The 22,706-nt window shown below is 45.3% G+C and carries 21 protein-coding genes; 15 read left to right on the forward strand and 6 right to left on the reverse strand.

What is annotated here, in order from left to right:
- The first annotated feature begins 1 nt into the window (after window position 1).
- The 12 genes from AC59GT_RS16680 (at window position 2) to AC59GT_RS16735 (ending at window position 13,721) form a co-directional block, all read left to right on the forward strand.
- Window positions 2–1,714, forward strand: a complete 1,713-nt coding sequence (locus AC59GT_RS16680) for a GMC oxidoreductase (RefSeq protein WP_497238672.1) — start codon at window positions 2–4, stop codon at window positions 1,712–1,714.
- 157 nt (window positions 1,715–1,871) lie between these two features.
- Window positions 1,872–3,551 carry a GMC oxidoreductase gene (locus tag AC59GT_RS16685; protein WP_117382314.1) on the forward strand — a complete coding sequence of 560 codons (1,680 nt, stop codon included), beginning with the start codon at window positions 1,872–1,874 and terminating at the stop codon, window positions 3,549–3,551.
- Window positions 3,552–3,573: 22 nt separating this feature from the next.
- Window positions 3,574–5,007 (forward strand): Gfo/Idh/MocA family protein, encoded by a 1,434-nt coding sequence (locus AC59GT_RS16690; protein ID WP_497238673.1) that lies wholly within the window; start codon window positions 3,574–3,576, stop codon window positions 5,005–5,007.
- A gap of 41 nt (window positions 5,008–5,048) precedes the next feature.
- Complete coding sequence (locus tag AC59GT_RS16695) at window positions 5,049–5,621, forward strand: gluconate 2-dehydrogenase subunit 3 family protein (protein ID WP_497238674.1); 573 nt, start codon at window positions 5,049–5,051, stop codon at window positions 5,619–5,621.
- A 195-nt stretch (window positions 5,622–5,816) separates the two neighbouring features.
- Window positions 5,817–6,986, forward strand: coding sequence for a Gfo/Idh/MocA family protein (locus AC59GT_RS16700; protein ID WP_205771815.1), 1,170 nt, complete (start codon window positions 5,817–5,819; stop codon window positions 6,984–6,986).
- A 3-nt stretch (window positions 6,987–6,989) separates the two neighbouring features.
- The gene (locus AC59GT_RS16705) at window positions 6,990–8,045 is read left to right on the forward strand and encodes a sugar phosphate isomerase/epimerase family protein (RefSeq protein ID WP_497238675.1); all 1,056 of its coding nucleotides are present in this window, start codon (window positions 6,990–6,992) and stop codon (window positions 8,043–8,045) included.
- Window positions 8,046–8,079: 34 nt separating this feature from the next.
- Entirely contained in the window at window positions 8,080–9,291 is a 1,212-nt protein-coding gene (locus AC59GT_RS16710) for an MFS transporter (RefSeq protein ID WP_497238676.1), read from the forward strand.
- 73 nt (window positions 9,292–9,364) lie between these two features.
- Window positions 9,365–9,808 carry a c-type cytochrome gene (locus AC59GT_RS16715; protein ID WP_235853969.1) on the forward strand — a complete coding sequence of 148 codons (444 nt, stop codon included), beginning with the start codon at window positions 9,365–9,367 and terminating at the stop codon, window positions 9,806–9,808.
- A gap of 47 nt (window positions 9,809–9,855) precedes the next feature.
- Window positions 9,856–11,106, forward strand: coding sequence for a nucleoside permease (locus AC59GT_RS16720; RefSeq protein WP_497238677.1), 1,251 nt, complete (start codon window positions 9,856–9,858; stop codon window positions 11,104–11,106).
- Window positions 11,107–11,109: 3 nt separating this feature from the next.
- A complete protein-coding gene (locus AC59GT_RS16725) occupies window positions 11,110–12,000 on the forward strand; it encodes a hydroxypyruvate isomerase family protein (RefSeq protein ID WP_497238678.1) in 891 nt (296 codons plus the stop codon).
- Window positions 12,001–12,049: 49 nt separating this feature from the next.
- Window positions 12,050–12,925: a sugar phosphate isomerase/epimerase family protein gene (locus AC59GT_RS16730; RefSeq protein WP_497238679.1), complete on the forward strand. Its 876-nt coding sequence runs from the start codon at window positions 12,050–12,052 to the stop codon at window positions 12,923–12,925.
- Window positions 12,926–12,950: 25 nt separating this feature from the next.
- A complete protein-coding gene (locus AC59GT_RS16735) occupies window positions 12,951–13,721 on the forward strand; it encodes a 3-keto-disaccharide hydrolase (RefSeq protein WP_497238680.1) in 771 nt (256 codons plus the stop codon).
- Between the two features lie 160 nt (window positions 13,722–13,881).
- On the opposite strand, the gene AC59GT_RS16740 is transcribed toward AC59GT_RS16735, so the two are convergent.
- The 3 genes from AC59GT_RS16740 to AC59GT_RS16750 form a co-directional block, all read right to left on the reverse strand.
- Window positions 13,882–14,283: a hypothetical protein gene (locus tag AC59GT_RS16740; RefSeq protein ID WP_497238681.1), complete on the reverse strand. Its 402-nt coding sequence runs from the start codon at window positions 14,281–14,283 to the stop codon at window positions 13,882–13,884.
- Between the two features lie 201 nt (window positions 14,284–14,484).
- Window positions 14,485–15,432: a manganese catalase family protein gene (locus AC59GT_RS16745; protein ID WP_497238682.1), complete on the reverse strand. Its 948-nt coding sequence runs from the start codon at window positions 15,430–15,432 to the stop codon at window positions 14,485–14,487.
- 94 nt (window positions 15,433–15,526) lie between these two features.
- The gene (locus AC59GT_RS16750) at window positions 15,527–15,745 is read right to left on the reverse strand and encodes a hypothetical protein (protein WP_497238683.1); all 219 of its coding nucleotides are present in this window, start codon (window positions 15,743–15,745) and stop codon (window positions 15,527–15,529) included.
- A gap of 296 nt (window positions 15,746–16,041) precedes the next feature.
- On the opposite strand from AC59GT_RS16750, the gene AC59GT_RS16755 reads away from it, so the two are divergent.
- The 3 genes from AC59GT_RS16755 to AC59GT_RS16765 are packed head-to-tail and all read left to right on the forward strand — an operon-like array spanning window position 16,042 to window position 17,246.
- Entirely contained in the window at window positions 16,042–16,395 is a 354-nt protein-coding gene (locus AC59GT_RS16755) for a hypothetical protein (protein ID WP_497238684.1), read from the forward strand.
- A gap of 4 nt (window positions 16,396–16,399) precedes the next feature.
- Window positions 16,400–16,816: an SH3 domain-containing protein gene (locus AC59GT_RS16760; protein WP_497238685.1), complete on the forward strand. Its 417-nt coding sequence runs from the start codon at window positions 16,400–16,402 to the stop codon at window positions 16,814–16,816.
- A 19-nt stretch (window positions 16,817–16,835) separates the two neighbouring features.
- Window positions 16,836–17,246, forward strand: coding sequence for a DUF937 domain-containing protein (locus AC59GT_RS16765; protein WP_497238686.1), 411 nt, complete (start codon window positions 16,836–16,838; stop codon window positions 17,244–17,246).
- A 71-nt stretch (window positions 17,247–17,317) separates the two neighbouring features.
- On the opposite strand, the gene AC59GT_RS16770 is transcribed toward AC59GT_RS16765, so the two are convergent.
- The 3 genes from AC59GT_RS16770 to AC59GT_RS16780 all read right to left on the reverse strand — a co-directional run bounded on the left by AC59GT_RS16770 (window position 17,318) and on the right by AC59GT_RS16780 (window position 22,338).
- A complete protein-coding gene (locus AC59GT_RS16770; RefSeq protein WP_497238687.1) occupies window positions 17,318–21,352 on the reverse strand; it encodes a hypothetical protein in 4,035 nt (1,344 codons plus the stop codon).
- A 473-nt stretch (window positions 21,353–21,825) separates the two neighbouring features.
- On the reverse strand, window positions 21,826–21,999 hold the full coding sequence (locus tag AC59GT_RS16775; RefSeq protein ID WP_497238688.1) for a hypothetical protein: 174 nt from the start codon (window positions 21,997–21,999) through the stop codon (window positions 21,826–21,828).
- Window positions 22,000–22,104: 105 nt separating this feature from the next.
- Complete coding sequence (locus AC59GT_RS16780) at window positions 22,105–22,338, reverse strand: hypothetical protein (RefSeq protein WP_497238689.1); 234 nt, start codon at window positions 22,336–22,338, stop codon at window positions 22,105–22,107.
- Window positions 22,339–22,706: the final 368 nt, after the last annotated feature.

The following is a 22,706-nucleotide window of genomic DNA, read 5'->3' on the forward strand; positions in this document are numbered from 1 at the left end:
GATGGCATTTTTAAATATAGATAGCGTAAAAGAACGCACGTTTGATGCCATAGTTATCGGCTCGGGTATGAGCGGTAGCTGGGCGGCAAAAGAACTTGGAGAAAAAGGGCTAAAAACGCTTGTTTTAGAGCGCGGTCGCGATGTTAAACATATTAAAGATTATCCTACAACCAATTTATATCCCTGGGAGTTTCCGCATCACGGTGTAATCCCCGAGGATGTGCAAAAGGCCAATCCTATTGTAAACCGGTGTTATGCTTTTGGCGAGGACGCAGCCCATTTTTTTGTTAAAGATGCAGAGCACCCTTATGTTCAGGAGAAACCGTTCGATTGGATTCGTGGATACCAGGTAGGTGGTAAATCATTATTGTGGGCACGCCAAACCCAGCGCTGGAGCGATTTTGATTTTGAAGGCCCCGCACGCGATGGTTTTGCTGTAGACTGGCCCATCCGTTATAAAGACATTGCCCCATGGTACAGCCATGTAGAAAAATTTGCAGGTATATCCGGTAACCGTGATGGTTTACCGCACCTGCCTGATGGCGAATTTTTACCGGCTTTCCCGTTAAACGCTGTTGAGAGCTACTTCAGCAAGCACGTAAAAACTAAATACAACCGTGATGTTATAAGCGCCCGTTGCGCGCATTTGTCAAAGCCGAACCCGATCCATCTGCAACAGGGAAGGGCACAATGCCAGGAGCGTACCCTTTGCCAGCGTGGTTGTCCGTTTGGTGGCTACTTTAGTGCCAACTCGTCTACCATGCCGTGGGCACTAAAAACCGGCAACGTAACATTAAGACCGTTCTCGGTAGTTGAATCTATTATTTACGATGAGAAATTGGGCAAAGCAACCGGCGTACGCGTTATAGACACCAACACTAAAGAAGCCATTGACTACCATGCCGATGTGATATTCCTTAACGCGGCTGCTTTAAACAGTAACCTTGTGCTCCTTAATTCAACCTCTAACCGTTTCCCTAACGGTTTAGGTAATGATAGTGGCACACTGGGTAAATATGTGGCGTTTCATAATTATTCGGCACACATCAGCGCCGAGGTAGAGGGTTTTGAAGAATGGGCAACAGATGGGCGTAACCCCGCGGGTGGTGGTTATATACCACGTTTCCGCAACTTACATAAACAAGAAACCAATTTCCTTCGTGGTTATGGCGCTGGATTAAGCGCTTATCGGGGCCGCACCAGCAGTGGCGAAGGCATTGGCGACGAACTGAAACAAAATCTTGCTAAAAAGGACCTGGGGCCTTGGCGTGTAGGATCGCACATGATGGGCGAAACCATCCCTAAGGAGAGCAACTATGTAGCGCTTGATAAAAGCAAGAAAGATCCTTGGGGTATACCGCAGCTGAAAATTTCTGTGGATTATGACGATAACGATGCTAAGATGAAAGCCGATTACCTGGCGCAGCTGACAGAAATGTTCACTTCTGCCGGTTTTAAAAATATCAAAGGTGAGAGCGATCACCGTGCTCCCGGCCTGGATATTCATGAGATGGGTGGCGTGCGCATGGGTAACGATCCCAAGACATCAATGCTTGATAAATGGCACCGCCTGCATGCCTGCCAAAATGTTTACGTGACCGACGGGGCGAGTATGACCTCAACATCATACCAAAACCCTTCGCTTACTTATATGGCATTTGCAGCACGCGCAGTAGATCATTACGTAGGAGAGAAAAAGAAGCTGAACAGCTAAACGCCCGATCCTTAATTAGTTTAAGGATAATTGGGCGTTGTATTATGCTGAATGTGTTTGCAAAACACAATGAAAAAAATTTGTAAGGTTATTTTTTGTTCATACATTAGGCGGAGTAACCAATACTAAACAAGATTTATTTTAACTCAATACTTTTATGTCTACAAACACTTATGACGCTATAGTCATTGGTTCAGGTATATCTGGCGGCTGGGCTGCTAAAGAACTGACCGAGAAGGGCTTGAAAACCATTATGTTGGAGCGCGGCAAGAATATAGAGCACATTAAGGATTATGTGAATGCCAACAAAGCCCCCTGGGAGTTCCCGCATCGTGGTGGCCGTACACAGCAAATGATAGAGGACTATCCGGTTTTAAAACGCGATTACCCACTTAACGAAACTAACCTTGATTACTGGGTTAACGAAAAAGAAAGTCCTTATACTGAAATAAAACGTTTCGACTGGTTTCGTGGATACCACATGGGTGGCCGTTCATTAATGTGGGGCCGTCAGTCTTACCGCTGGCACGATACCGACTTTGAAGCTAACTTAAAAGACGGGATTGGTACAGATTGGCCTATCCGTTACAAAGATCTGGAGTCGTGGTATGGTTATGCCGAGCGTTTCGCTGGTATTTCTGGCAGCAGGGATGGCGTTCCAATTCTTCCGGATGGCGATTTTATGCCACCTATGGAAATGAACGTGGTTGAAAAGGATGTAAAAAAACGTTTTAAAGAATTTTATAAAGATCAGCGCCACTTTATTATTGGCCGTACAGCTAATATTACTGTACCGCATAACAACCGTACAAATTGCCAGTACCGCAACAAGTGCTGGTTAGGATGTCCGTTTGGCGCATACTTCAGCACGCAGTCTGCCACTTTACCGGCAGCAATGGCAACGGGTAATCTTACCGTTCGCCCATGGTCAATTGTTACTAAGATCCTTTATGATAAGGATACCAAGAAAGCTAAAGGCGTTGAAGTACTGGATGCTGAAACCAACAAAACTTACGAGTTCTACGCTAAAATTGTGTTTGTTAATGCTTCTGCTTTAAACAGCGCTTGGGTGTTGATGAACTCTGCTACTGATATCTGGCCGGAAGGCTTAGGCAGCAGCAGCGGTCAGTTGGGCCACAACGTAATGGACCACCACCTTAACGTAGGTGCAGGCGGCCGTATAGAAGGTTTTCAGGATAAGTATTTCTTTGGCCGCAGGGCTAACGGTATTTACATTCCTCGTTACCGTAACTTAAATGGTGAAAAACGCGATTATATTCGCGGATTTGGCTACCAGGGCGGTGCAAGCCGCGGAGGCTGGAGCCGTGACATTGCCGAAATGAATATTGGCGGTGCCTTTAAAGACGCGCTGAGCGAACCAGGCGACTGGAGCATGGGTATAGGTGGTTTTGGTGAGACTTTACCTTATCACGAAAACCGCGTTTACCTGGATAAGAACAAGAAAGACAAATGGGGCTTACCGGTACTGGCCGTTGATGCGGAAGTCAAAGATAACGAACGCAAAATGCGCATCGATATGATGAACGACGCCAAAGAAATGCTGGAAGCTGCGGGCGTTAAAGACGTGCAGACCTACAGCATGGAGCCTGTATTGGGCCGTGGTATTCACGAAATGGGTACAGCTCGCATGGGCCGCGATCCGAAGGTGTCGGTACTGAACGAGTGGAACCAGGTTTGGGACGCTAAAAACGTATTTGTTACAGACGGCGCCGCAATGGCCTCAGCCGCTTGCCAGAACCCTTCATTAACTTACATGGCGCTTACCGCACGTGCAGCTGACTTCGCGGTTAAAGAGCTGAAAAAAGGAAACATCTAACATCTAAGAATAAAAAAACATCATGACCGAGAAGAAAGACAACGTGCAGGAGCAAAATCAATCCAGGCGCGATTTTATCAAAACTGGTTCATTAGCCGCTGCAGGCTTCATGATCGTTCCGCGTTTTGTGCTGGGCGGTAAAGGTTTTATTGCCCCAAGTGACATGCTGAACGTAGCAGGCGTAGGCGCCGGCGGTAAAGGCGAAAGCGACATTGCTGCATTCGCGAAAAGTGGAAAAGCTAACATCGCGTTCCTTTGCGACGTAGACGACCGTCGTGCAGCAAAATCACGTGCATCATTCCCAAAAGCCAAGTATTACAAGGACTGGCGCGAGATGTACGATAAAGAGCACAAGAATTTTGATGCGGTTTCGGTATCAACCCCAGATCATAACCATGCTATCATAGCATACCATGCCATGCAAATGGGCAAGCACGTTTACGTGCAAAAACCACTCACTCATGATATTTGGGAGGCGCGTTTATTAACAGATGCGGCTAAGAAATACAAAGTAGTTACACAAATGGGTAACCAGGGTGCATCTAACGATGGTACCCGCCTGATGTCTGAATGGTATGATGCCGACCTGATTGGCGATGTACATACCGTATACTGCTGGACTAACCGTCCGGTGTGGCCTCAGGGCATCAAATGGCCTGAGCCAAGCCAAAACATTCCGAAAGAATTAGATTGGAATCTTTGGTTAGGTACAGCTCCTAAAAAGGATTACGTAGAGAAACTGGTTCCGTTTAACTGGCGCGGCTGGTGGGATTACGGTACCGGCGCCTTAGGCGACATGGGCTGCCACCTGGTGGAAGCACCGTTCCGTGTACTGGGTATCCGTTATGCTAAAGATGTACAGGCAAGCGTAGGCAGCGTTTACGTTGATGAATTTAAACAAGGCCACTTCCCTGAAAGCTGTCCTCCGTCAAGCCACATCACCTTAACTTTCCCTAAAACTGCTAAAACCAAAGGCGACGTTACGCTGCACTGGATGGACGGCGGTATACAGCCCGAAAGACCAATTGAGCTTGGCCCAAGCGAAAAATGGGGTGGTGAAGAAGGTAACGGTACCCTATTCATCGGTACTAAAGGTAAAATGTACGCCAGCACCTATTCAGATGCAGCTACACTGTTACCAAAAGAACGTACAGCAAGCGCCAACGCTCCGCAGAAATACAAACGCGTTCCCGGCGGTGCAAACGGCCACTACGCGCAGTGGGTTGAAGCATGTATAGCAGGCTACGGCAAGCAGGAAGTAAGCTCTCCGTTCGAGATTGCTGGTCCGCTTACAGAAGCATTGCTGATGGCTAACCTTGCAGTGCGTGGTCACGAACTAAAAGGTGGCAGCGTGAAGTTGATGTGGGATAATAACGCTATGAAGGTTACCAACTTTGACGATGTTAACCAGTACGTTAAACGCCAGTACCCTGCAGGTTTCGAGCTAAAGGCCTAGTGTTTGGCACAATTTAAGTAAACTCATAATTCTATAAAAAAATGAATAGAAGAGACGCAATAACCCGGGTGGGCTTAATCCTGGGTGGTACTGTAATAGGTGCCGAATTCTTCATCTCCGGTTGTAAATCGGGCAGTTCGGTTGATACAAGCGACCTTAAAAAGCCCGAAACTATAGCTTATATGGATGAGATAGGCGAAACTATTTTACCAGAAACCGGCACCCCCGGCGCTAAAGCTGCTAAAATAGGTGCGTTTATGGCAACAATGGTGAACGATTGCTACACTGCTGATGACCAAAAAGTGTTTAAGAAAGGTTTATCTGATCTTGACGAGGCCAGCAGCAAAAAGTACAGCAAGAAGTTTATGGAGGCTGATGCAAAACAGCGCACCGAATTGCTTACCGCGCTTGATAAGGAAGCAAAAGACTATAATAAAACCAAAAAGCCCGAAGATGCTAACCACTACTTCACTATGCTGAAGCAGTTAACCATCCTTGGCTACTTTACCTCGGAAGTTGGCGCTACCAAAGCATTACGTTATGTTCCGGTGCCGGGAAAATACGTGGGCGACTTCCCTTACAAAAAGGGCGACCACGCCTGGGCTTTATCCTAACCGGCAATATTGCTACAATTATAACCCTCCCTGTAAAAGGGGAGGGCTTTTGTTTTGTGCACAGCCGGAAGGTTGATAAGCATATTACAGTAATTTTACGAATTACTGTTCAATAGTGTATATTAGACATTTATTAAAACTTTAAACAACAATTAACTAAGTATCCTCTCCGGAGGAGATTTAGGGGGAGCTTTTATGAGTAAAAGAAAATTACGCATGGGCATGATAGGTGGTGGTAAAGATGCCTTTATTGGCGCTATACACCGCATTGCCGCTAATATGGATGGCCAGATAGAGCTGGTTTGCGGCGCGTTAAGCGTTAACCCGGCAGTTGCCGAAGAGAGCGGCCGTATGCTGTTCCTGGACGAAAGCCGTATTTATACCAATTATGAGGACATGATCAAAACAGAGGCGCAGCTGCCTGCTGATAAACGCATGGACTTCGTTACTATTGTTACCCCAAATTTTGCCCACTTTGCACCGGCTATGCTGGCTTTGGAGAATGGCTTTAACGTAGTTGTAGAAAAACCCGTAACCTTTACCCTTGAAGAAGCGCAGCAGCTTAAAGCAAAGGTTGAAGAAACCGGGCTTATGCTGTTGTTAACCCATACTTACGCCGGTTACCCAATGGTAAAAGAAGCTAAGCAGCTGGTTAAGAGTGGCGCGCTTGGCAAAGTGCGTAAGATCTACGTAGAATACATACAAGGCTGGCTGAGCCGCCTTTCAGAACGCGAGGGTAATGCCCAGGCTTCATGGCGTACCGATCCTTCTAAATCGGGCAAGAGCGGTTGCATGGGCGATATAGGCACACACGCCGCGCACCTTGCAGAGTATATCTCCGGTAAAAAGATAACGCAGCTTAACGCTTCATTAAACATTGTTGTTGACGGCCGCATGCTGGACGACGATGGCGCGGTACTGCTGCGTTTTGAAGATGGCGTTACCGGCACGCTTACTGCTTCGCAGGTTGCGGCAGGCGAGGAGAATGCGCTTAAAATACGTGTTTACGGCGAAAACGGCAGTTTAGAGTGGAGGCAGGAAGAGCCAAATACATTAAATCTGAAATGGCTGGATAAACCTGCTCAGGTATTACGTGCAGGCAGCGGTTATACTGATCGCCTGTCTACCTACGCTACCCACAACGCACGTACACCGGGAGGCCACCCTGAGGGCTACCTGGAGGCATTTGGTAACTTATACCGCAACTTTGCACTGGCGCTAAGCGCTAAGATTGAAGGTGTAGAACCACAACAGGAATGGCTTGATTTCCCTGGTATTGATGATGGTATCCGCGGCATGGCATTCATTAACAATGTGGTTGCCTCTAACCAAAGCAACGAAAAGTGGACCGACTACACTATCTAACGTATGAACACTATTAAAGGCCCTGCTATATTTTTAGCACAGTTTATAGGCAACGACGCCCCGTTTAACAGCCTGGAATCCATTTGCAAATGGGCGGCAGGTTTGGGTTACAAAGGTGTACAGTTGCCAACAAACGACACCCGCTTTATTGATCTGCAAAAAGCTGCCGAAAGCAAGACCTACGCCGACGAGATAAAAGGCATTGTGAATGCTGCCGGATTGGAGATCACCGAGCTGTCTACCCACTTACAGGGGCAGCTGGTAGCGGTAAATCCGGCTTACGATTCGTTGTTTGATGCTTTTGCACCCGACGCTTACAAGAACAACCCTGCGGAGCGCCAAAAATGGGCCGTGCAGCAGTTGCAGTATGCAGCAAAAGCTTCACAAAATTTAGGGCTCAACGCGCATGTTACTTTCAGTGGCGCCCTTATCTGGCAAACGGTTTATCCATGGCCACAACGCCCGGCTGGTTTAGTTGATGCTGCTTTTACAGAACTCGCAAAACGCTGGGAGCCTATCCTGAACGTGTTTGATGAGAACGGCGTAGACCTGTGTTACGAGATACACCCGGGTGAAGACCTGCATGACGGTATCACTTACGAGATGTTTCTTGACAAGGTAAACCAGCATAAACGCGCTTGTTTACTTTACGATCCATCTCACTTTGTTTTACAGGCGCTTGACTACCTGGAGTACATCGACATCTATCACGAACGTATAAAAATGTTCCATGTGAAGGATGCCGAGTTTAATCCTACCGGCCGCCAGGGTGTTTATGGCGGTTACCAGGATTGGATAAATCGCGCGGGCAGGTTCCGCTCTTTAGGGGATGGTCAGGTTGACTTTAAGGGGATTTTTAGCAAATTAACTCAATACGATTATAAAGGCTGGGCAGTGCTGGAGTGGGAGTGTGCTTTAAAGCACCCGGAAGATGGCGCAAGGGAAGGTGCCCAGTTTATTAAGGACCATATCATCAGGGTTACCGACCGTACGTTTGATGATTTTGCGGCATCCGGATCTGATGATGCGTTTAACCGTAAATTAATGGGGATTGAGTAATTAGGCGGTAGAAACCAACAAACCTGATTATAAAATGAGTACTATTAACCGCACCCAATTATTTAGGGCGAGCTGTCTTGCCCTGCTGGTAACTTCTTTGTCTTTCGGTATACGCGCAGGTATCTTAAACAAACTCGGTACAGATTTCGAGTTAGATAAAGCACAACTGGCCACCATTACAGCTACCGCATTTTGGGGGTTCCCGCTTGCCGTAATTATCGGTGGAGTAATTGTTGACCTGATTGGTATGAAACGCTTGCTGATGCTGGCGTTCTTTTTTCATTTGGCAGGCATCCTGCTTACCGTATTTGCTACCGGTTTCTGGACGCTGTTCTTCTCTACCTTCCTTATCGGCGTTGCCAATGGTACGGTAGAAGCAGCCTGCAACCCACTGGTAACCTGTTTGTATACCGACGAAAAGGCAACCAAGCTTAGCCACTTTCACCTGTGGTTTCCCGGCGGCATTGTAATAGGTACGTTAATAGTATTATTGCTTAATAAAGTAGGCCTTGGCTGGCAGGTACAGGTAGGCCTTATGTTGCTGCCTACGCTGCTCTACGGATACCTGTTCTCCAAACTTGACTTCCCTGTTACCGAACGTGTAGCCTCTGGCGTGTCTACGGCAGGTATGTATAAAGCATTGCTTAACCCGCTGTTCATATTTATGTTTATCTGCATGTTTGGCACCGGTATAACAGAACTGTTTACGGGCCAGTGGATTGATGTGCTGTTAAAAAACGTTACCGATAATGCTATCCTGATACTTACGCTTGATACAGGCGTAATGGTAGTAGGCAGGGCTTTTGCCAAACCCATCCTTAAACAGTTCTCTCCGCAGGTGGTGTTGTTGATGTCTACCATTTTAGCGGCTGTGGGTATGTACTTATTGGGTACGTTAACCGGCAACGCTGTGTTTTTTGCAGCGCTGATATTCGGTATGGGGGTTTGCTTCTTCTGGCCAATGATGCTGGGCTTCGTAAACACCAATCTGCCAAAAACCGGCGCATTGGGGTTAAACCTTATGGGTGGGGCAGGCATGTTCTCGGTATCTATCTATACTGTTTTTATGGGCAGGTATTATGATAGGATAGTGGCCGATGCAGGTGGCGACAGCAGCCACGCGGGACAGCAGGTTTTGCAAACAACACTGGTAATACCTTTAGTACTTATTGTAGCTTTTACAGGGTTGGTAATTTATATGCGCAGCCGCAACAAAACAGCACCTGCGCCTGTTGTAACAGTTTAAATAAATAATTCATCTGAAAGTAAAAAATCGTACTTTTCGGGAGTTTAATAATTCTATAATAACATTGTAATCCATGAAAAAAGTATTCATCGTTTTAGGTATTAGTTTAGTGATAGCAGCATGTGGAGGCCCGAAACCGGGCGAAACTGAAGAAGGTACGGCCGATAGCGCAAATGCTGCGCAGCAATCAGCCGTTGCACACCAAAGCGATGCCGCACAAGACACTGCCGTATCAAAAATCGGTACCGAAAAAGCAGCAGGTACTGCAGACAATAAAGGCCAGCAGTTAATGGCTTCACTTGATTGTAACACCTGCCATAAAGAGCATGAGAAAGTAATAGGCCCTGCGTTTGCAGACATTGCTAAGAAGTATACGTCGGCTGACGAAGAAATGCTTGCAAAGAAGGTTATTGCAGGCGGCAGCGGCAACTGGGGTACAGTACCAATGACGGCTCACCCTGACCTGAAGCTTGAAGATGCTAAAGAGATGGTTAAATACGTACTGTCGGTTAAATAGCCCTTTCTGAACTTCTGCGTACTAACCAATTATAACCAAATTAAATTATGACCTTAACTACACGCGTCAAGTTGTCTACCATGATGTTTCTCCAGTTTTTTATCTGGGGATCATGGTTTGTAACAATGGGGACGTATTTAGGTAAAACACTTGCGGCAAGCGGCACGCAAAATGCCACAGCTTATTCAAGCCAGTCTTGGGGCGCAATTATAGCTCCTTTCATTATCGGCTTAATTGCCGACCGTTTCTTTTCAGCACAAAAGGTATTGGGTGTTTTACACCTGATAGGTGCTGCCCTGCTTTATTACATTACTACCATACCCAATTTTGATGGGTTCCTGCCGGTGATATTTGCTTATATGATTGCCTATATGCCAACCCTTGCGCTGGTGAACTCGGTATCGTTCAAGCAAATGACCAATCCCAGCAAAGAGTTTCCGCCAATACGTATCCTGGGTACGTTAGGTTGGATAGTTGCCGGCCTGCTAATTGGCTGGTTAGGATGGGAGCAAAGCAACTCACTGGTGCTTACCTTTAAGATGGCGGCTATCGCGTCTTTAATCTTAGGCTTGCTTAGCTTCGCTTTGCCGTCAACTCCTCCTGCAAAGAAAGGTCAGAAAACAACCATGAGCGACATCATGGGATTGGATTCGATAGGGTTGTTAAAAAACACATCTTATCTAATTTTCTTCATTGCATCTGTTGCTATATGTATACCGCTGGCATTTTATTACAACTTTACCAACCCTTTTCTTAACGAATTGAAGATGGAAGGTGCTGCTGCAAAGCAATCTATCGGGCAAATGTCTGAGCTTGCCTTTATGGCATTAATGCCTTTGTTCTTTGTTAGGCTGGGTGTTAAAAAGATGCTTGCGGTAGGTATGCTTGCCTGGGTGTTGCGTTATGTGTTTTTTGCTTACGGAGACATAGGTTCTAATTACTGGATGCTGATTGCGGGCATTGTGCTGCATGGTATCTGCTACGACTTTTTCTTCGTTACCGGTCAGATATATACAGATAACCTTGCCGGCGAGCGTTTTAAAAGCGCTGCGCAGGGCTTTATCACGCTAGCTACCTATGGTGTGGGTATGCTTATAGGATCGTACATGTCGGGGCCGATAGTTGACCACTGGAAAACTGCAGAAGGCCACAACTGGCAAACCATCTGGTTAATACCTGCAGGTATTGCCGGTGTAGTATTGCTTGTGTTCATCTTTTTCTTTAAGGATACTAACCAAATACAAAACAAGCCGGGCCTTGATATTGAAGAACCAGCTGACGGCCGTTTAGAAGTATAAACCATGGCATCAAACCACAACAGACGAACCGCTATTAAAAGCATGCTTGCAGGTACTGCGGCAATAGGGGCATCAGGCATGATCTCCTCTTTTGCGGCAGACAACTCAAAATCACCTATGGCCGAAAAGCTGAAAGGAAACATAAACCACGCGGTTTGCCGCTGGTGTTATGGCGATATTACAGTAGAGAACCTTTGCATTGCTGCAAAGGAGATCGGTATAAAGGGTATAGACCTGGTTGGTCCGTCTGACTGGCCAACGCTGAAGAAGCACGGTTTATACTCCTCGATGTGTAATGGCGCGGAAATTAACCTTACAGACGGTTTTGGTGATAAGGAGTTCCACGCGCAGCTGCATAAGAACTATACCGAGATGATTCCTAAAGTGGCCGCTGCAGGTTACAAAAACCTCATCTGTTTTAGCGGCAGCCGTCGCGGTAAGGACAACGAAACCGGTTGGAACAACTGTGTGGAAGGCCTTAAGCCCATGGTAGCGCTTGCCGAAAAGCATGGTGTGGTATTGGTGATGGAATTGCTTAACAGCAAGATTGACCATAAAGACTACCAGGCGGACAGGGTAGAGTGGGGTGCAGAACTTTGCAAACGCTTAGGATCTGAAAACTTCAAGCTGTTGTTCGATATCTATCACATGCAGATTGATGAGGGCGACGTTATTCGTAACATTCGTCAGTATCATCAGTACATCAATCACTACCATACAGGCGGTGTACCCGGACGTAACGAAATAGACGAAACACAGGAGCTATACTACCCTGCAATTATGCGCGCCATTGTTGAAGTGGGCCACAAAGGGTTTGTAGCACAGGAATTTATACCAAAACAAAAAGACAAGATAGCTTCCTTACGCAAGGCAGTACAGATCTGCGACGTTTAAACCTTTAAACGTTGGCAGTGTCTCAAGTCGGATGATAAACCAGTAATAAATGACAACCAGGAGAAAATTTTTAGCCCAGGCTGGCTTAATGTCGGCCGGAATTATGCTTGCGCCACAATTATTGTCGGCAAAGAGCAAAAACGGTGTTGGCCTGCAATTATACAGCCTTCGCCAGCAATTACCGAAAGACGTAAAAGGCGTGATTGCCGAAGTAGCAAAAGCAGGTTACCAGGAAGTAGAAACTTTTGGTTACTCAAAGACTAATGGTTTTTGGGGCCTTAGCGCCAAGGAATTCAGTGAATTGCTTAAAGCAAATAACCTGAAGACTCCAAGCGGTCACTACGGCCTCGACGAGTTTTTTAGTACAGGTAAAATGGAACAGTTTGATGCGTACATCGAAGCAGCTTTGGCAACAGGCCAAACCTACGTTATTGTACCATCATTAAACCATAACTTAATTAAAACCGCTGCGGATTTTAAGACCATTGCCGAAAAACTGAACAAAGCTGCCGAAGTATTAAAAACACACGGCTTGAAGCTAGGTTACCACAACCATAATTTTGAGTGGACCGAAACTGAAGGTACTACCTTTTACGACACCATCCTGAATGCAACGGATCCTAAGCTGGTTAACATGGAGCTGGACCTGTACTGGGTAGTTCGCGCCGGGCACGACCCAATAGAACTGTTCAAAAAACATCCGGGACGCTTCAAGTTTGTTCACGTGAAGGATATGGATAAAACCAACAACAATCTAAATACAGAGATTGGTACCGGTACCATTGATTTCAAGAGCATATTTGCACAGGCGAAGCTTGCAGGTATTGAGCACTACATTGTAGAGCAGGAGAACTATACCAATATCGATCCTTACAAGAGTATCGCACAAAGCAGCGGCTACATCAAAAACACGCTGAAAGTTTAATTATCTACCAATAACTATAGTGAAAATGAAACACAAATTAATACTTACCGCTTTACTGTCAGGAGGCTTTTATATGGCTAATGCACAGCAAGGCGCAAAACCTGAAGACACAGAGAAATGGGAGCCGGTACCAAAGGTGGTAACCGCAGGCAAAACGGGCTCCGAAGCTCCGTCTGACGCGGTTGTTCTGTTTGACGGTAAGAACCTGGACGAGTGGGTTGACGTACAAAGCGGTTCACCCGCAAAATGGGATGTCAAGGACGGCATCCTGACTGTTAACAAGTCAACTGGTAACATCGAAACTAAAAAGAAATTCGGCAACTACCAGTTACACATCGAGTGGAAAGTACCTGCAAACATCACCGGTACAGGCCAGGCACGCGGTAACAGCGGTATCTTTCTTGCTTCAATAGGCAAGGGCGATGCAGGTTACGAGCTGCAGGTGCTTGACTCCTACAACAACAAAACTTACGTAAATGGTATGGCTGGTAGTATTTACAAACAGTTCATCCCGCTTGCAAACCCGACCCGTCCTCCGGGCAGCTGGAACGTTTACGACGTGATCTGGACCGCGCCAACCTTTAAAGCAGATGGCAGTGTTAACACACCTGCACGCGTAACTGTAATCTTTAACGGTGTACTGGTTGAGAACAACATCGAACTGTTGGGCCCTACACAATACATTGGTGCGCCAGGCTACCGCCAGGCACACGGCCCGGCGCCAATAAAGCTACAGGCACACGGCGACAAAAGCGAACCGCTTAGCTTCCGCAACATTTGGGTAAGAGAGTTGTAATAAAGGCTCAACCTAATTAATATACAAAGCCGGCACCTTAAAGAGTGCCGGCTTTTTTTGTTGTCTAAACCCGAATAAAATAATTTTAAGAAGAGCAGAATTCTGGTCATTCTTTCAATTCAACTAATTCTAGTTCGGACATTGTTGATACGTTTCCTGCCTACTTTGCCGACAACCGCCGCACTTCCTCGCGCAATTGCTTTATCTCGGCCTGTTGTTCTTGTATGGCGCTTACCAGTAAGGGTATCAGCACCTCGTAGTTGGCAGTGCTTACGCTGGTGGCTACCTGCTGGTTTTTGCCTGCGGTGTGCCAAATGTTTTTTTCGGTAAGCAGGCCGGGTACCTGGTTAGGTGTTTGCGCAAAGCCATACTGGCTGCCGGCGGTAAGTTTAAGCGCAGGGTATTTCTTTGCGTCGAACTGGTAGGTAACCGGCTGCAGCGCGTTTATCACCGGTAAAGCATTTTGTACGGGTTGCTGTGTAGCTTGCTGGGCATAGGAGGTATCGGCTAATAACGAAAAGCCGAATACGGCTGCCATGGCGATATTGCATTTTAACTTCATAACTGTAAGGTTTAAAATCGTTGTAGTTATAACGAATACCAGGCAATTTAGTTGCATGCCGGGCCCTTCAGCGGCGCTACATATTGAGGCTGAATGCATTTATTTTTAAGGTGTCCATCCAGAAGGAGTGCAGCGCGCATCAGCACAAAAAAGCCCGCCTCTTGTACAAGAGGCGGGCTGCTTAGTTTATAGCGTTATAGTTTATTGTATTTCGCCGGAGCCGCTGTAATCGCTCCACTGGGCTACGCCTTTTGGCTGCGGGGCGCTAACCTCTTTGCTTTTGGTTTTGCTCAGTTCCTTGTTCAGTTTCTCGGTTTGGGCAAGCTGTTTGTCGATTCCTTTGTCTTTGGTGGTCAGGCCTTGCGTTTCCTGCACGTGTGCAATCGGGTCTGCAATATATTCCCATTCTTTACCGGTTTCCGGCATGGTGCCTTCGTTCCATGGGCCACGTGCGCTGTTTGCAGGCGACATGTTAAAGTACTGCTGCGTAAACCGTGGATCCGCCTGTAACACACCCGGCGGGAAGTTGGGCTCAATAGTATCCAGCGCTGCTTTAAACATGTTATAGTGCGATACCTCACGCGTCATCAGGAACGATAAGGTATCTTTTACATACGGGTCATCAGTAAACTGCATCAGGTATTCGTATACCAGCTTGGCTCTTGATTCCGACGCAAGGTTGCTGCGTAAATCAACAGTTAAATCCCCGTTAGAGTGTATGTACGATGCGCACCACGGTATGCCCTGGCTGTTGGTCAGCCTTGGGCCGCCGCCGCTAAGCGACAAGAACTGCGGGTTAGAAAGTGCATCATGTATAATGTTCTCTTTAGCGGCTTTGCCATCCATTACCTGCATAATTTCCGACTGGTCCGCGGCGTCTTTCAGTTCGCCGTTAACGCCTTTCAGCAGCATCTGTATGGTTGCACCCACAATTTCAAGGTGGCTAAACTCTTCGGTCGCAATATCCATCAGCATATCGTACTTGTCCGGATAAGGCACTTTGGCGCCATAGGCCTGGGTAAAGTACTGCATGGCCGCGGCCAGCTCGCCGTTCTCGCCGCCAAATTGTTCTAATAACAAGTTAGCAAAGCGTGGGTCGGGACGCGACACACGGGCGTTGAATTGAAGGTCTTTTACGTGATGGAACATATCTGGAATTTTTTTAAGGTAAATGAAAATAATTTAGTTACTAAGTAAACCATAAAACAATACGGAATGTTTCAGTTGATTGACATTATATATTTTAGATAATTTTCTTAAACGTTAAATCATTATAAAAGCGGACAGTTGGCTGGAGTTGTTTAGGTTTAATCCCTCCCTGGAGGCGAGGGAAAGAGGGTAGGCACGGATGTCCTTCAGCCCCACTAAATAAATTCCTAATCGAAAGCGGCACGCCGAAAGAAGCGAGGGCAGGGGCGTGTTCTTCCGCTTTCAGCTCTAAGCTTTTCGCTTTCAGCTCCATAACGGCGTTTCCCTGCGGGCCGGGCTTTACAGGGCTTCGCTTCGCTGCGGCCCTCCGGGCTAAACCCTTACAATCCCTAACGCGAAAGAAGACGCATGTGATCATAAATCCCCTCTCGAGAGGGGGTGCGCCGGACAGAAGCGCCGCAGGGGTGTGTCTTTCCGCTTTCCGCTCTCCGCTCTCTCACCATTCACTAAATCGCACTCAATACAAACATTTAATTAAAAAATTTCTTCTTTGGTTAATAAAATTATCAAAATAATAGTTTTTATAACCACTCACAACAACGCTATCTAATGAAAAAGAACATCGTTAAAACAGCTTTTATGGCAGCGCTTATGCTGGCCGCCACTCAGCTGCCGGCCTGTAAAGGCAAAGACAAAACCAACAATGCCGACACAACTACTACTACAACAGCAGCACCTGCCGACACCACCCCAACCGCGCCGGTTGTTGTTGCCGAAGACAGCAAGCTAAAAACCGACGTAACCGACGCTACTAAAGACTTCCCCGGTGTAACCGCCAGTGTAGACAGCGGCGTGGTAACCCTAACCGGTAACATTACGCGCGACAAGCTGCAAAGGCTGATGATGAACCTGAACGCGCTGCACCCAAAAAAGATAAACAACAACTTAACCATCAGCAAATAACACCATGGCACTACAAGAGAAATATGCCGAGCTGATACAGCAGGCAAAAACAGGTGGTATTACCAGCCTGCAGGTGCGCGAGCAAGACAACGTGTTGTATATTGATGGCAGCACCGGCAGCGGCGAACTTAAAGACAAGCTTTGGGACACCTATAACAAAATAGACCCGGACTACCGCGCCGGCGACTTGGTCCTGAACATAGATGCCACCGCGGCGCCGGGCACAAAGGCAAAGGTTACTACGGAATCATCAAACCTGAACATCCGCAAAGGGCCGGGTACCGATCAGCAGGTGCTGGGCAAAGCCGCCCATAACGAAGAGGTGACGGTATTAAGCCGCCCTAACGAACAATGGAGCCTGGTACGCACCGCCGGCGGTGTAGAAGGCTACGCGTACAGCCAATACTTAACACAGGTATAAACCTATAAAACAAGAAAAAATGTTCGACGAAATATTGAATATGGTGAAAGGCCAGATAGGCGGTCACCCCGAAATAGCGCAATCTATTCCCCCGCAGCAAGCAGACGCCGTGCACCACGAGATTGCCACACACATAAACAACGGCATACAGGGCCAGGTGAGCCAGCAGGGCGGCGTAGGCGGCCTGCTCGACTCGTTGTCTAACGCGGCAACATCCGGCAGCCCCGTAACCAGCGCTATAGAAGGCGGGCTGGTAGGCAGCCTGGGCAGCAAATTTGGCCTGTCGCCGGCAGTAACCGGCGCTATATCTGCCGCGTTGCCCGGCCTGTTACAAAAGTTTGCCCATAAAGCCAAAGACCCTAACGACCCAAGCATCACACCGGACAGCATTAGCGGCGGCTTAGGTGGTGTGTTGAAGAATATCTTTTAAGCACTGATTCTTATAACGAGGAAGGCAGGTATAATAATGTACCTGCCTTTTTTGTTGAATAACACTTACGCTCAAGCTAATTCTGAAAAGTCATGAAATGTCAATCTTGGCTCCTTTTGGTTGATTTCATTTAATAGTTCAAGATCATCTTCGCTAAACTCGAAATCAATTCTCGCAGGTAAGAAATCATCTTTGAAATCCTTTACATAACCTTTAATTATTTCGCCCTCAAAACTTGAAAACTCTTTTAAATTACTGTCGTTATCTTCTTCATCATCAAGGCCAAATACTAACGGTTTATCATCAGCTGATCCGCCAAGTGTTTGATTTACTAATTCACATTCTCCATTTAAAGCTACATTGAATGTAGCTTTAAAAAGTGCTTTTCGAAACAAGATAAGTACGTTTGAACTATAGATATCATTTACAAATTGGTATTCTCTTTCTTTAGGTAACTTATTTAATACATTTTTTTTAAACTCATCACTTATCTCTTCGTCGTAGATCCATGGCATTTCGTCATTTTCGTGCATCAAGTGAAAGAAACCATGCCGGCCGCAAACACTGTCAAAAAAGAAACGCATATATGATGCAATATTATTCATGTCAAATGATCCGTCGGATTTTCCTACGTGATAAATTACACCATTTTTATAATTAATAAGTCCAAGTTCTTCCTCGTTGCTTAATACATATCTAAATACAGGCTGAACTGTATTCTTATATGTAATTTTAAAAAGTCTAAAGCTCTTATAAAACGGAAGATTGAATTTTTCTATCCGTACATTATCCAAATTGACTGGTAACGACATTAACGAACGACAATTCTGCAATTGAGTGATTCTTTCGTCATCACTTAATGTTTCGAACGCGAAATCGATAGTACGAATGTTACCCCTTACGATCGTAAGCCTTATTAATTCTTGCCTGATATTATAAAGCTTTTGTTCCGCCTCTTCTTTACTGTCAAGCCGTAGTATTTTCTCAGCAATTTCTAATCCTTTATGTAAAATATCGTTGTAAGGTCCGTACCTGTTCAAAAGCAGCATCAGTTTTTCGGTGGTTAGTTCGATTAGTGATGCTGATATGTTCAGTAATTGCTCGGGAGAGATCTTATCTTCGCAATATAAATCGTATGCAAATTCTGCATCTAAGATCAAAGCATCACAAATGTCCCTGCAAGTAGGACCTACTTTTTCTTCTAAAATAGACACACCCATTTTTGAAAATTTTTGCATGTTTTGAATATCTTTTTTTACACGATAGATATCGCTTAAGGTCATACATGCATAGCCTATATAATGATGATCTTCGGCAAAGTCAGTTTTCATATAATCATATGCGCCAGTTGCGAAATTCTCAGCAATGTCAATATCGCCAACTTGTAACAACGTATCTGCAAAATTTAACAATATAATACCATAGCTTGAAACCGTATAATTTTTATGATCAATGATTTTCTCATAACGGCTTTTTGCTATTGAGTGATAGGTTAAAGCCTCGTCATAACGGCCCTGTCTGCGTAAAAGCTTCGCCATATTATGTGCTGCAATTGCATATTCGTTTACGGTTATATGGTCGTCTTCACGTAACTCTCGCCATTTTGATTTAAATGATCCAAAAATAGTTGGTTCAGCCTCTGCATACTTACCGAATCGCCCAAGAAACATTGCGTAAGTTTCTTTATTAAACTTTTCATCCAATTCCGGATTTTTAGAATCTGCTACCAAAGTAAGAAGACGCGTATAATATGCATCGGCTTCCACCAGCCTGTCAAGTGAATCTAAAACGTCCGCATAATCTGTAAAAACGTAAAAACGAAGCAACTCGTTATTCTCTTGCTGAAAGTGCGGGGTATCTATTATGTTTTTTAGCATCGCTTCAGCTGAGGTAAGATTACCTGCTTCATGGTAATGCTTTGCTAACGCATGCGCTAAAAAGCTAACCCGGCGATCTTCCAGGTTAAGTATGTTAACTACTGATAATGCCAGAGGAGAAACGACTTTGGCTACGAAATTCGTGTTATAATTGAAAAGCAAAAACTTAATATTCTCGATTAAACGGGTATTGTCGTCTAGTAAACTTTCCCGGTTTTTTTCAAGGATCACTTGTTGTATTACAGGCGATAATTTTAAATTGCTCTCTTGCGTGTTTAGATCAAGCCATCCTTTTCTATAAAGAGACTGTAATTGACCCTGTAAAACGTCTTCATCATCGGGCTTAAGCAGAAGTTTAAGGAGATCATACCGTATACTTTCGGCGGGTAGCACCGCAAGGTTATTCAGAAGTTTGATCTCATCAGACGTCAATAAGGCAAGGTTATACATAGCTTCAATAATTTCGAGAGGAGTTGCCTCTTCAAGCGCGTCGTTGTGATAGTCAACCACAACCTTCTTTTGATTCTTAAATTTTAAAATGCCTTTTTTAAGATCAATCAGATATTGATCTATTGATATGCTTGAACCTAACGAATTATTTAATTCACGCAGGTTTTTGGCCAGCACTTCAATAATAAGTGTATTAGATCCTATCGCATTTAATATCGATCTGACTACAGGCAAGTCTTTTTCTTCTAAATTCGCTTCATCTTCACAATAATGATATCCAAACAGCTTTATAGCAACTTCGATTCTTAATGGCGGAAGTTTGATCTGTTTAGTGCCTGGTAGGTCGTTACACCAAGTAGTTAACAGTATGTCAAAATTAACCAGTTTTTTTAATTGTTGGATGTTAGCAACAAGATCTTTGCGATCGTTAGCATTATCTATGATCAGTAAACATGGGCCAGGCAAGCTTACCAACGTATCAATAGTTTTATTTAGCCTTTCATTGTCTAAACTCTGTGATGGAAAGTTTATGTCGAGATTGGGCCCAAGCGAGATCAAAGATCGTACAATGTCGGTTTCAATAGTTAACCATATAAGATGTTTGTAAGCGTTGGCGTTTGCGAGCCAATATTGCGATGCGAGGGTAGTTTTACCCATTCCGGCTTCTCCACTTATTAAAAATATTTTCTTATGAAGCTTTAGTTGCTCTTTAACATCTTTCATCTGCTCTTCGCGACCGAGAAAAACGTCTGTGCGAAAAGGACTTCCTATGTATCTTAGAACTTTTTTACGAGATGACTTATTTTGCTCTTTTATTGCATTTATGATGGTTTCTGTTGCCGTGCCTAAGTCCCCTCTTAAATCTCTTAATGCAATCAGCATCTCTTCGCTTATTCGAAATTGCTTTTCGAAATTCCGATCGATCTTTTCAGTAAGTCTTGTGAAATTATATTCTACATCTTGGAAACTTTCTGCCAAGAGATGTACGATTTGATTTATTTCTCTATTTAGCAATTGTTCAAGCTCATTTTTGCTTAGCAGGTTTTGTCCGCTTTCAACCCTAGCGATTGCATCCAGTATTGTTCTTTGATCGGTAGCTATTTTGGTGGTTTGAGCCTGAAGATCCTGAAGTACCCATATTTGAAAAGATTTAAAACCAAGCTCGTCTCTTTTTAATGTTTCTTTGAAAGCAAGCTGAAAACAAGACGTCATTTTGTTTTTGTAAAAATCGATAAATCGTTTTCGGCCATCTTCATCAAATCTTATATCGGATATGGTAATAATATAATTAATGATTTTTTCGAGATACTCATCAGGGCTGTTGATAATGATCTTATCAATATCCGCGACTGTAATACCATCCTTAAGGTCTTCTTCTGCATCATTGAAAAAGCTTTTTATGGCTGAAATGTAAGTTTTTTTCTCGCGTTCGTTATATCTATTCCATAATAGTTGATCATCTTGTAAGTCTGACAAATACAGCTCACGCATATAGGCAAATGCGATAATAGTGGACTGTTTTATCAAACGCTCCAGATCGTGATTGATCTTATTGGGGTCTTTGGATCGAAGTTTCGATAGTAATTTATCGTGTAAGCCTAATTTTGAGAAATTAGTTCCTAAAAGACCGCCAGCAAAAGTATTTGCTAAATTCAATAATGCTCCGGATGATACCGCCAAACCTGTTGCAGTGGCAATTGCAGGTGTACTTAGAAAAAAAGCGGCGGCACTTAAGAGCACACCACCAAGAGCTACAATATTATGTTTGTGTTGTTCCATTACCCAGGTTTGATCACCGTAAGATAATAAAAACCAAAACGAGTTATAGATTTCTTATGTTAATAATTCTACTTATTAATAAGGAGCATTGCAATTGCCTTGTCAAGTTTCTGTTCGTCCTACGCCCGTACCCGGCATTTATCATCTCCTAATTAGAACCGCGCCATCCTCTTAGGTTTTGCCGCAGCCGGGCTCGTTTATCGGAATGTCATTCTTTGAAGTCAACATCGAAAGAAAAAGTCCACTGGTTCGTCCGACGAGGATTGTCAGGCTTACGCGCGCAATCACGAGGGTGACGAAGGGCTGAGTAGGCGAGGTCTTGAAGCGAGTTCAGAAGATCACAGAGTAGGGCCCCTTACAGCACGCGTCTTGGTTTTTGATTCTTCATCGAAATCGGTCATGGAGATCCTCGCTGGCGCAAATTCACCAGGGAACTGAATAATTAGAAGCCTATAGCTTATGGTGCAAAAGCCTTACGAACGTTTAACCCAGGCAAACGCCCGTTTACAGCAAGCAGTACTTTGTCCGCTTAGCGCGAGACCGATGCCGGCACCCAGCGCGGTACCTACAGCTACGTTATGAAGTGCAACGCCCATTGCAATGCCGATGCCCACGCCAATAACAAACAGGTTTTGATTCTTTTTCATGTGATGGGTTGCTAAGTATGCTTTTTTGAAATTAGATAAGCGCGGGTGCCGGTTGTTACAGGTCGCTGCAACAATATTCGCTAAAAAGCGGGAGGCAGCGTAAGGTTACACCACCTCGTAAAAGCTGATGCCGTTTGCACCGTAATTGCGCAGTACGTCTACCGCTTCCTGGGCCAGGCGGGCAGTAGGGGTGCCAATGTTCATGATAACGGCGGTACCAAGCGCGGCAGGGATCAGCTCGATGTCGGTTTCCTCAAAGTCGTTAGAGAGCAGGTATTCTTTCGCGTCTTCGGCATGGCTGTTATCGTCGAAGGTTCCGGTGGCAATGTGTGGCGTCATATGAGCGGGTATCTGTTGGTATGAAGGGCTAACAGCACCGCGGCAAATTTGTTCTACAGGCTAGCAGAACACGGGTTGCCATCGGCTATAAAAAAATGTGGTTTTTGCAGATTTTGGTCAGCCAAACTACCTCCGGCATGCTCCGCCGCGCGGTTGGTGCAGGGTGTAAACAAGGCAGGGCATTCCCGCCGGTCCAATCTATATGTCGCATTTGCCCCGCGGCGGGGTGTCCCGGTAACCGTCAGCCGGGACAGCAAGCGATATACATAAAACTTTGATAATTAATGATTTGCAGATTAGACGTATTTTTCAAAGTGTCCCAAAGTGTCCCGCTTTTGCAAAAATAAAACTGTAAGTAGCTGATAGTC

The organism is Mucilaginibacter sp. 320_HR, assembly GCF_059691875.1.

Coding starts and splice junctions, on each gene's coding strand:
- AC59GT_RS16680 (WP_497238672.1), top strand. CDS start 2: ATGGCATTTTTAAATATAGATAGCGTAAAAGAACGCACGTTTGATGCC.
- AC59GT_RS16685 (WP_117382314.1), top strand. CDS start 1,872: ATGTCTACAAACACTTATGACGCTATAGTCATTGGTTCAGGTATATCT.
- AC59GT_RS16690 (WP_497238673.1), top strand. CDS start 3,574: ATGACCGAGAAGAAAGACAACGTGCAGGAGCAAAATCAATCCAGGCGC.
- AC59GT_RS16695 (WP_497238674.1), top strand. CDS start 5,049: ATGAATAGAAGAGACGCAATAACCCGGGTGGGCTTAATCCTGGGTGGT.
- AC59GT_RS16700 (WP_205771815.1), top strand. CDS start 5,817: ATGAGTAAAAGAAAATTACGCATGGGCATGATAGGTGGTGGTAAAGAT.
- AC59GT_RS16705 (WP_497238675.1), top strand. CDS start 6,990: ATGAACACTATTAAAGGCCCTGCTATATTTTTAGCACAGTTTATAGGC.
- AC59GT_RS16710 (WP_497238676.1), top strand. CDS start 8,080: ATGAGTACTATTAACCGCACCCAATTATTTAGGGCGAGCTGTCTTGCC.
- AC59GT_RS16715 (WP_235853969.1), top strand. CDS start 9,365: ATGAAAAAAGTATTCATCGTTTTAGGTATTAGTTTAGTGATAGCAGCA.
- AC59GT_RS16720 (WP_497238677.1), top strand. CDS start 9,856: ATGACCTTAACTACACGCGTCAAGTTGTCTACCATGATGTTTCTCCAG.
- AC59GT_RS16725 (WP_497238678.1), top strand. CDS start 11,110: ATGGCATCAAACCACAACAGACGAACCGCTATTAAAAGCATGCTTGCA.
- AC59GT_RS16730 (WP_497238679.1), top strand. CDS start 12,050: ATGACAACCAGGAGAAAATTTTTAGCCCAGGCTGGCTTAATGTCGGCC.
- AC59GT_RS16735 (WP_497238680.1), top strand. CDS start 12,951: ATGAAACACAAATTAATACTTACCGCTTTACTGTCAGGAGGCTTTTAT.
- AC59GT_RS16740 (WP_497238681.1), bottom strand. CDS start 14,283: ATGAAGTTAAAATGCAATATCGCCATGGCAGCCGTATTCGGCTTTTCG.
- AC59GT_RS16745 (WP_497238682.1), bottom strand. CDS start 15,432: ATGTTCCATCACGTAAAAGACCTTCAATTCAACGCCCGTGTGTCGCGT.
- AC59GT_RS16750 (WP_497238683.1), bottom strand. CDS start 15,745: ATGGAGCTGAAAGCGAAAAGCTTAGAGCTGAAAGCGGAAGAACACGCC.
- AC59GT_RS16755 (WP_497238684.1), top strand. CDS start 16,042: ATGAAAAAGAACATCGTTAAAACAGCTTTTATGGCAGCGCTTATGCTG.
- AC59GT_RS16760 (WP_497238685.1), top strand. CDS start 16,400: ATGGCACTACAAGAGAAATATGCCGAGCTGATACAGCAGGCAAAAACA.
- AC59GT_RS16765 (WP_497238686.1), top strand. CDS start 16,836: ATGTTCGACGAAATATTGAATATGGTGAAAGGCCAGATAGGCGGTCAC.
- AC59GT_RS16770 (WP_497238687.1), bottom strand. CDS start 21,352: ATGGAACAACACAAACATAATATTGTAGCTCTTGGTGGTGTGCTCTTA.
- AC59GT_RS16775 (WP_497238688.1), bottom strand. CDS start 21,999: ATGAAAAAGAATCAAAACCTGTTTGTTATTGGCGTGGGCATCGGCATT.
- AC59GT_RS16780 (WP_497238689.1), bottom strand. CDS start 22,338: ATGACGCCACACATTGCCACCGGAACCTTCGACGATAACAGCCATGCC.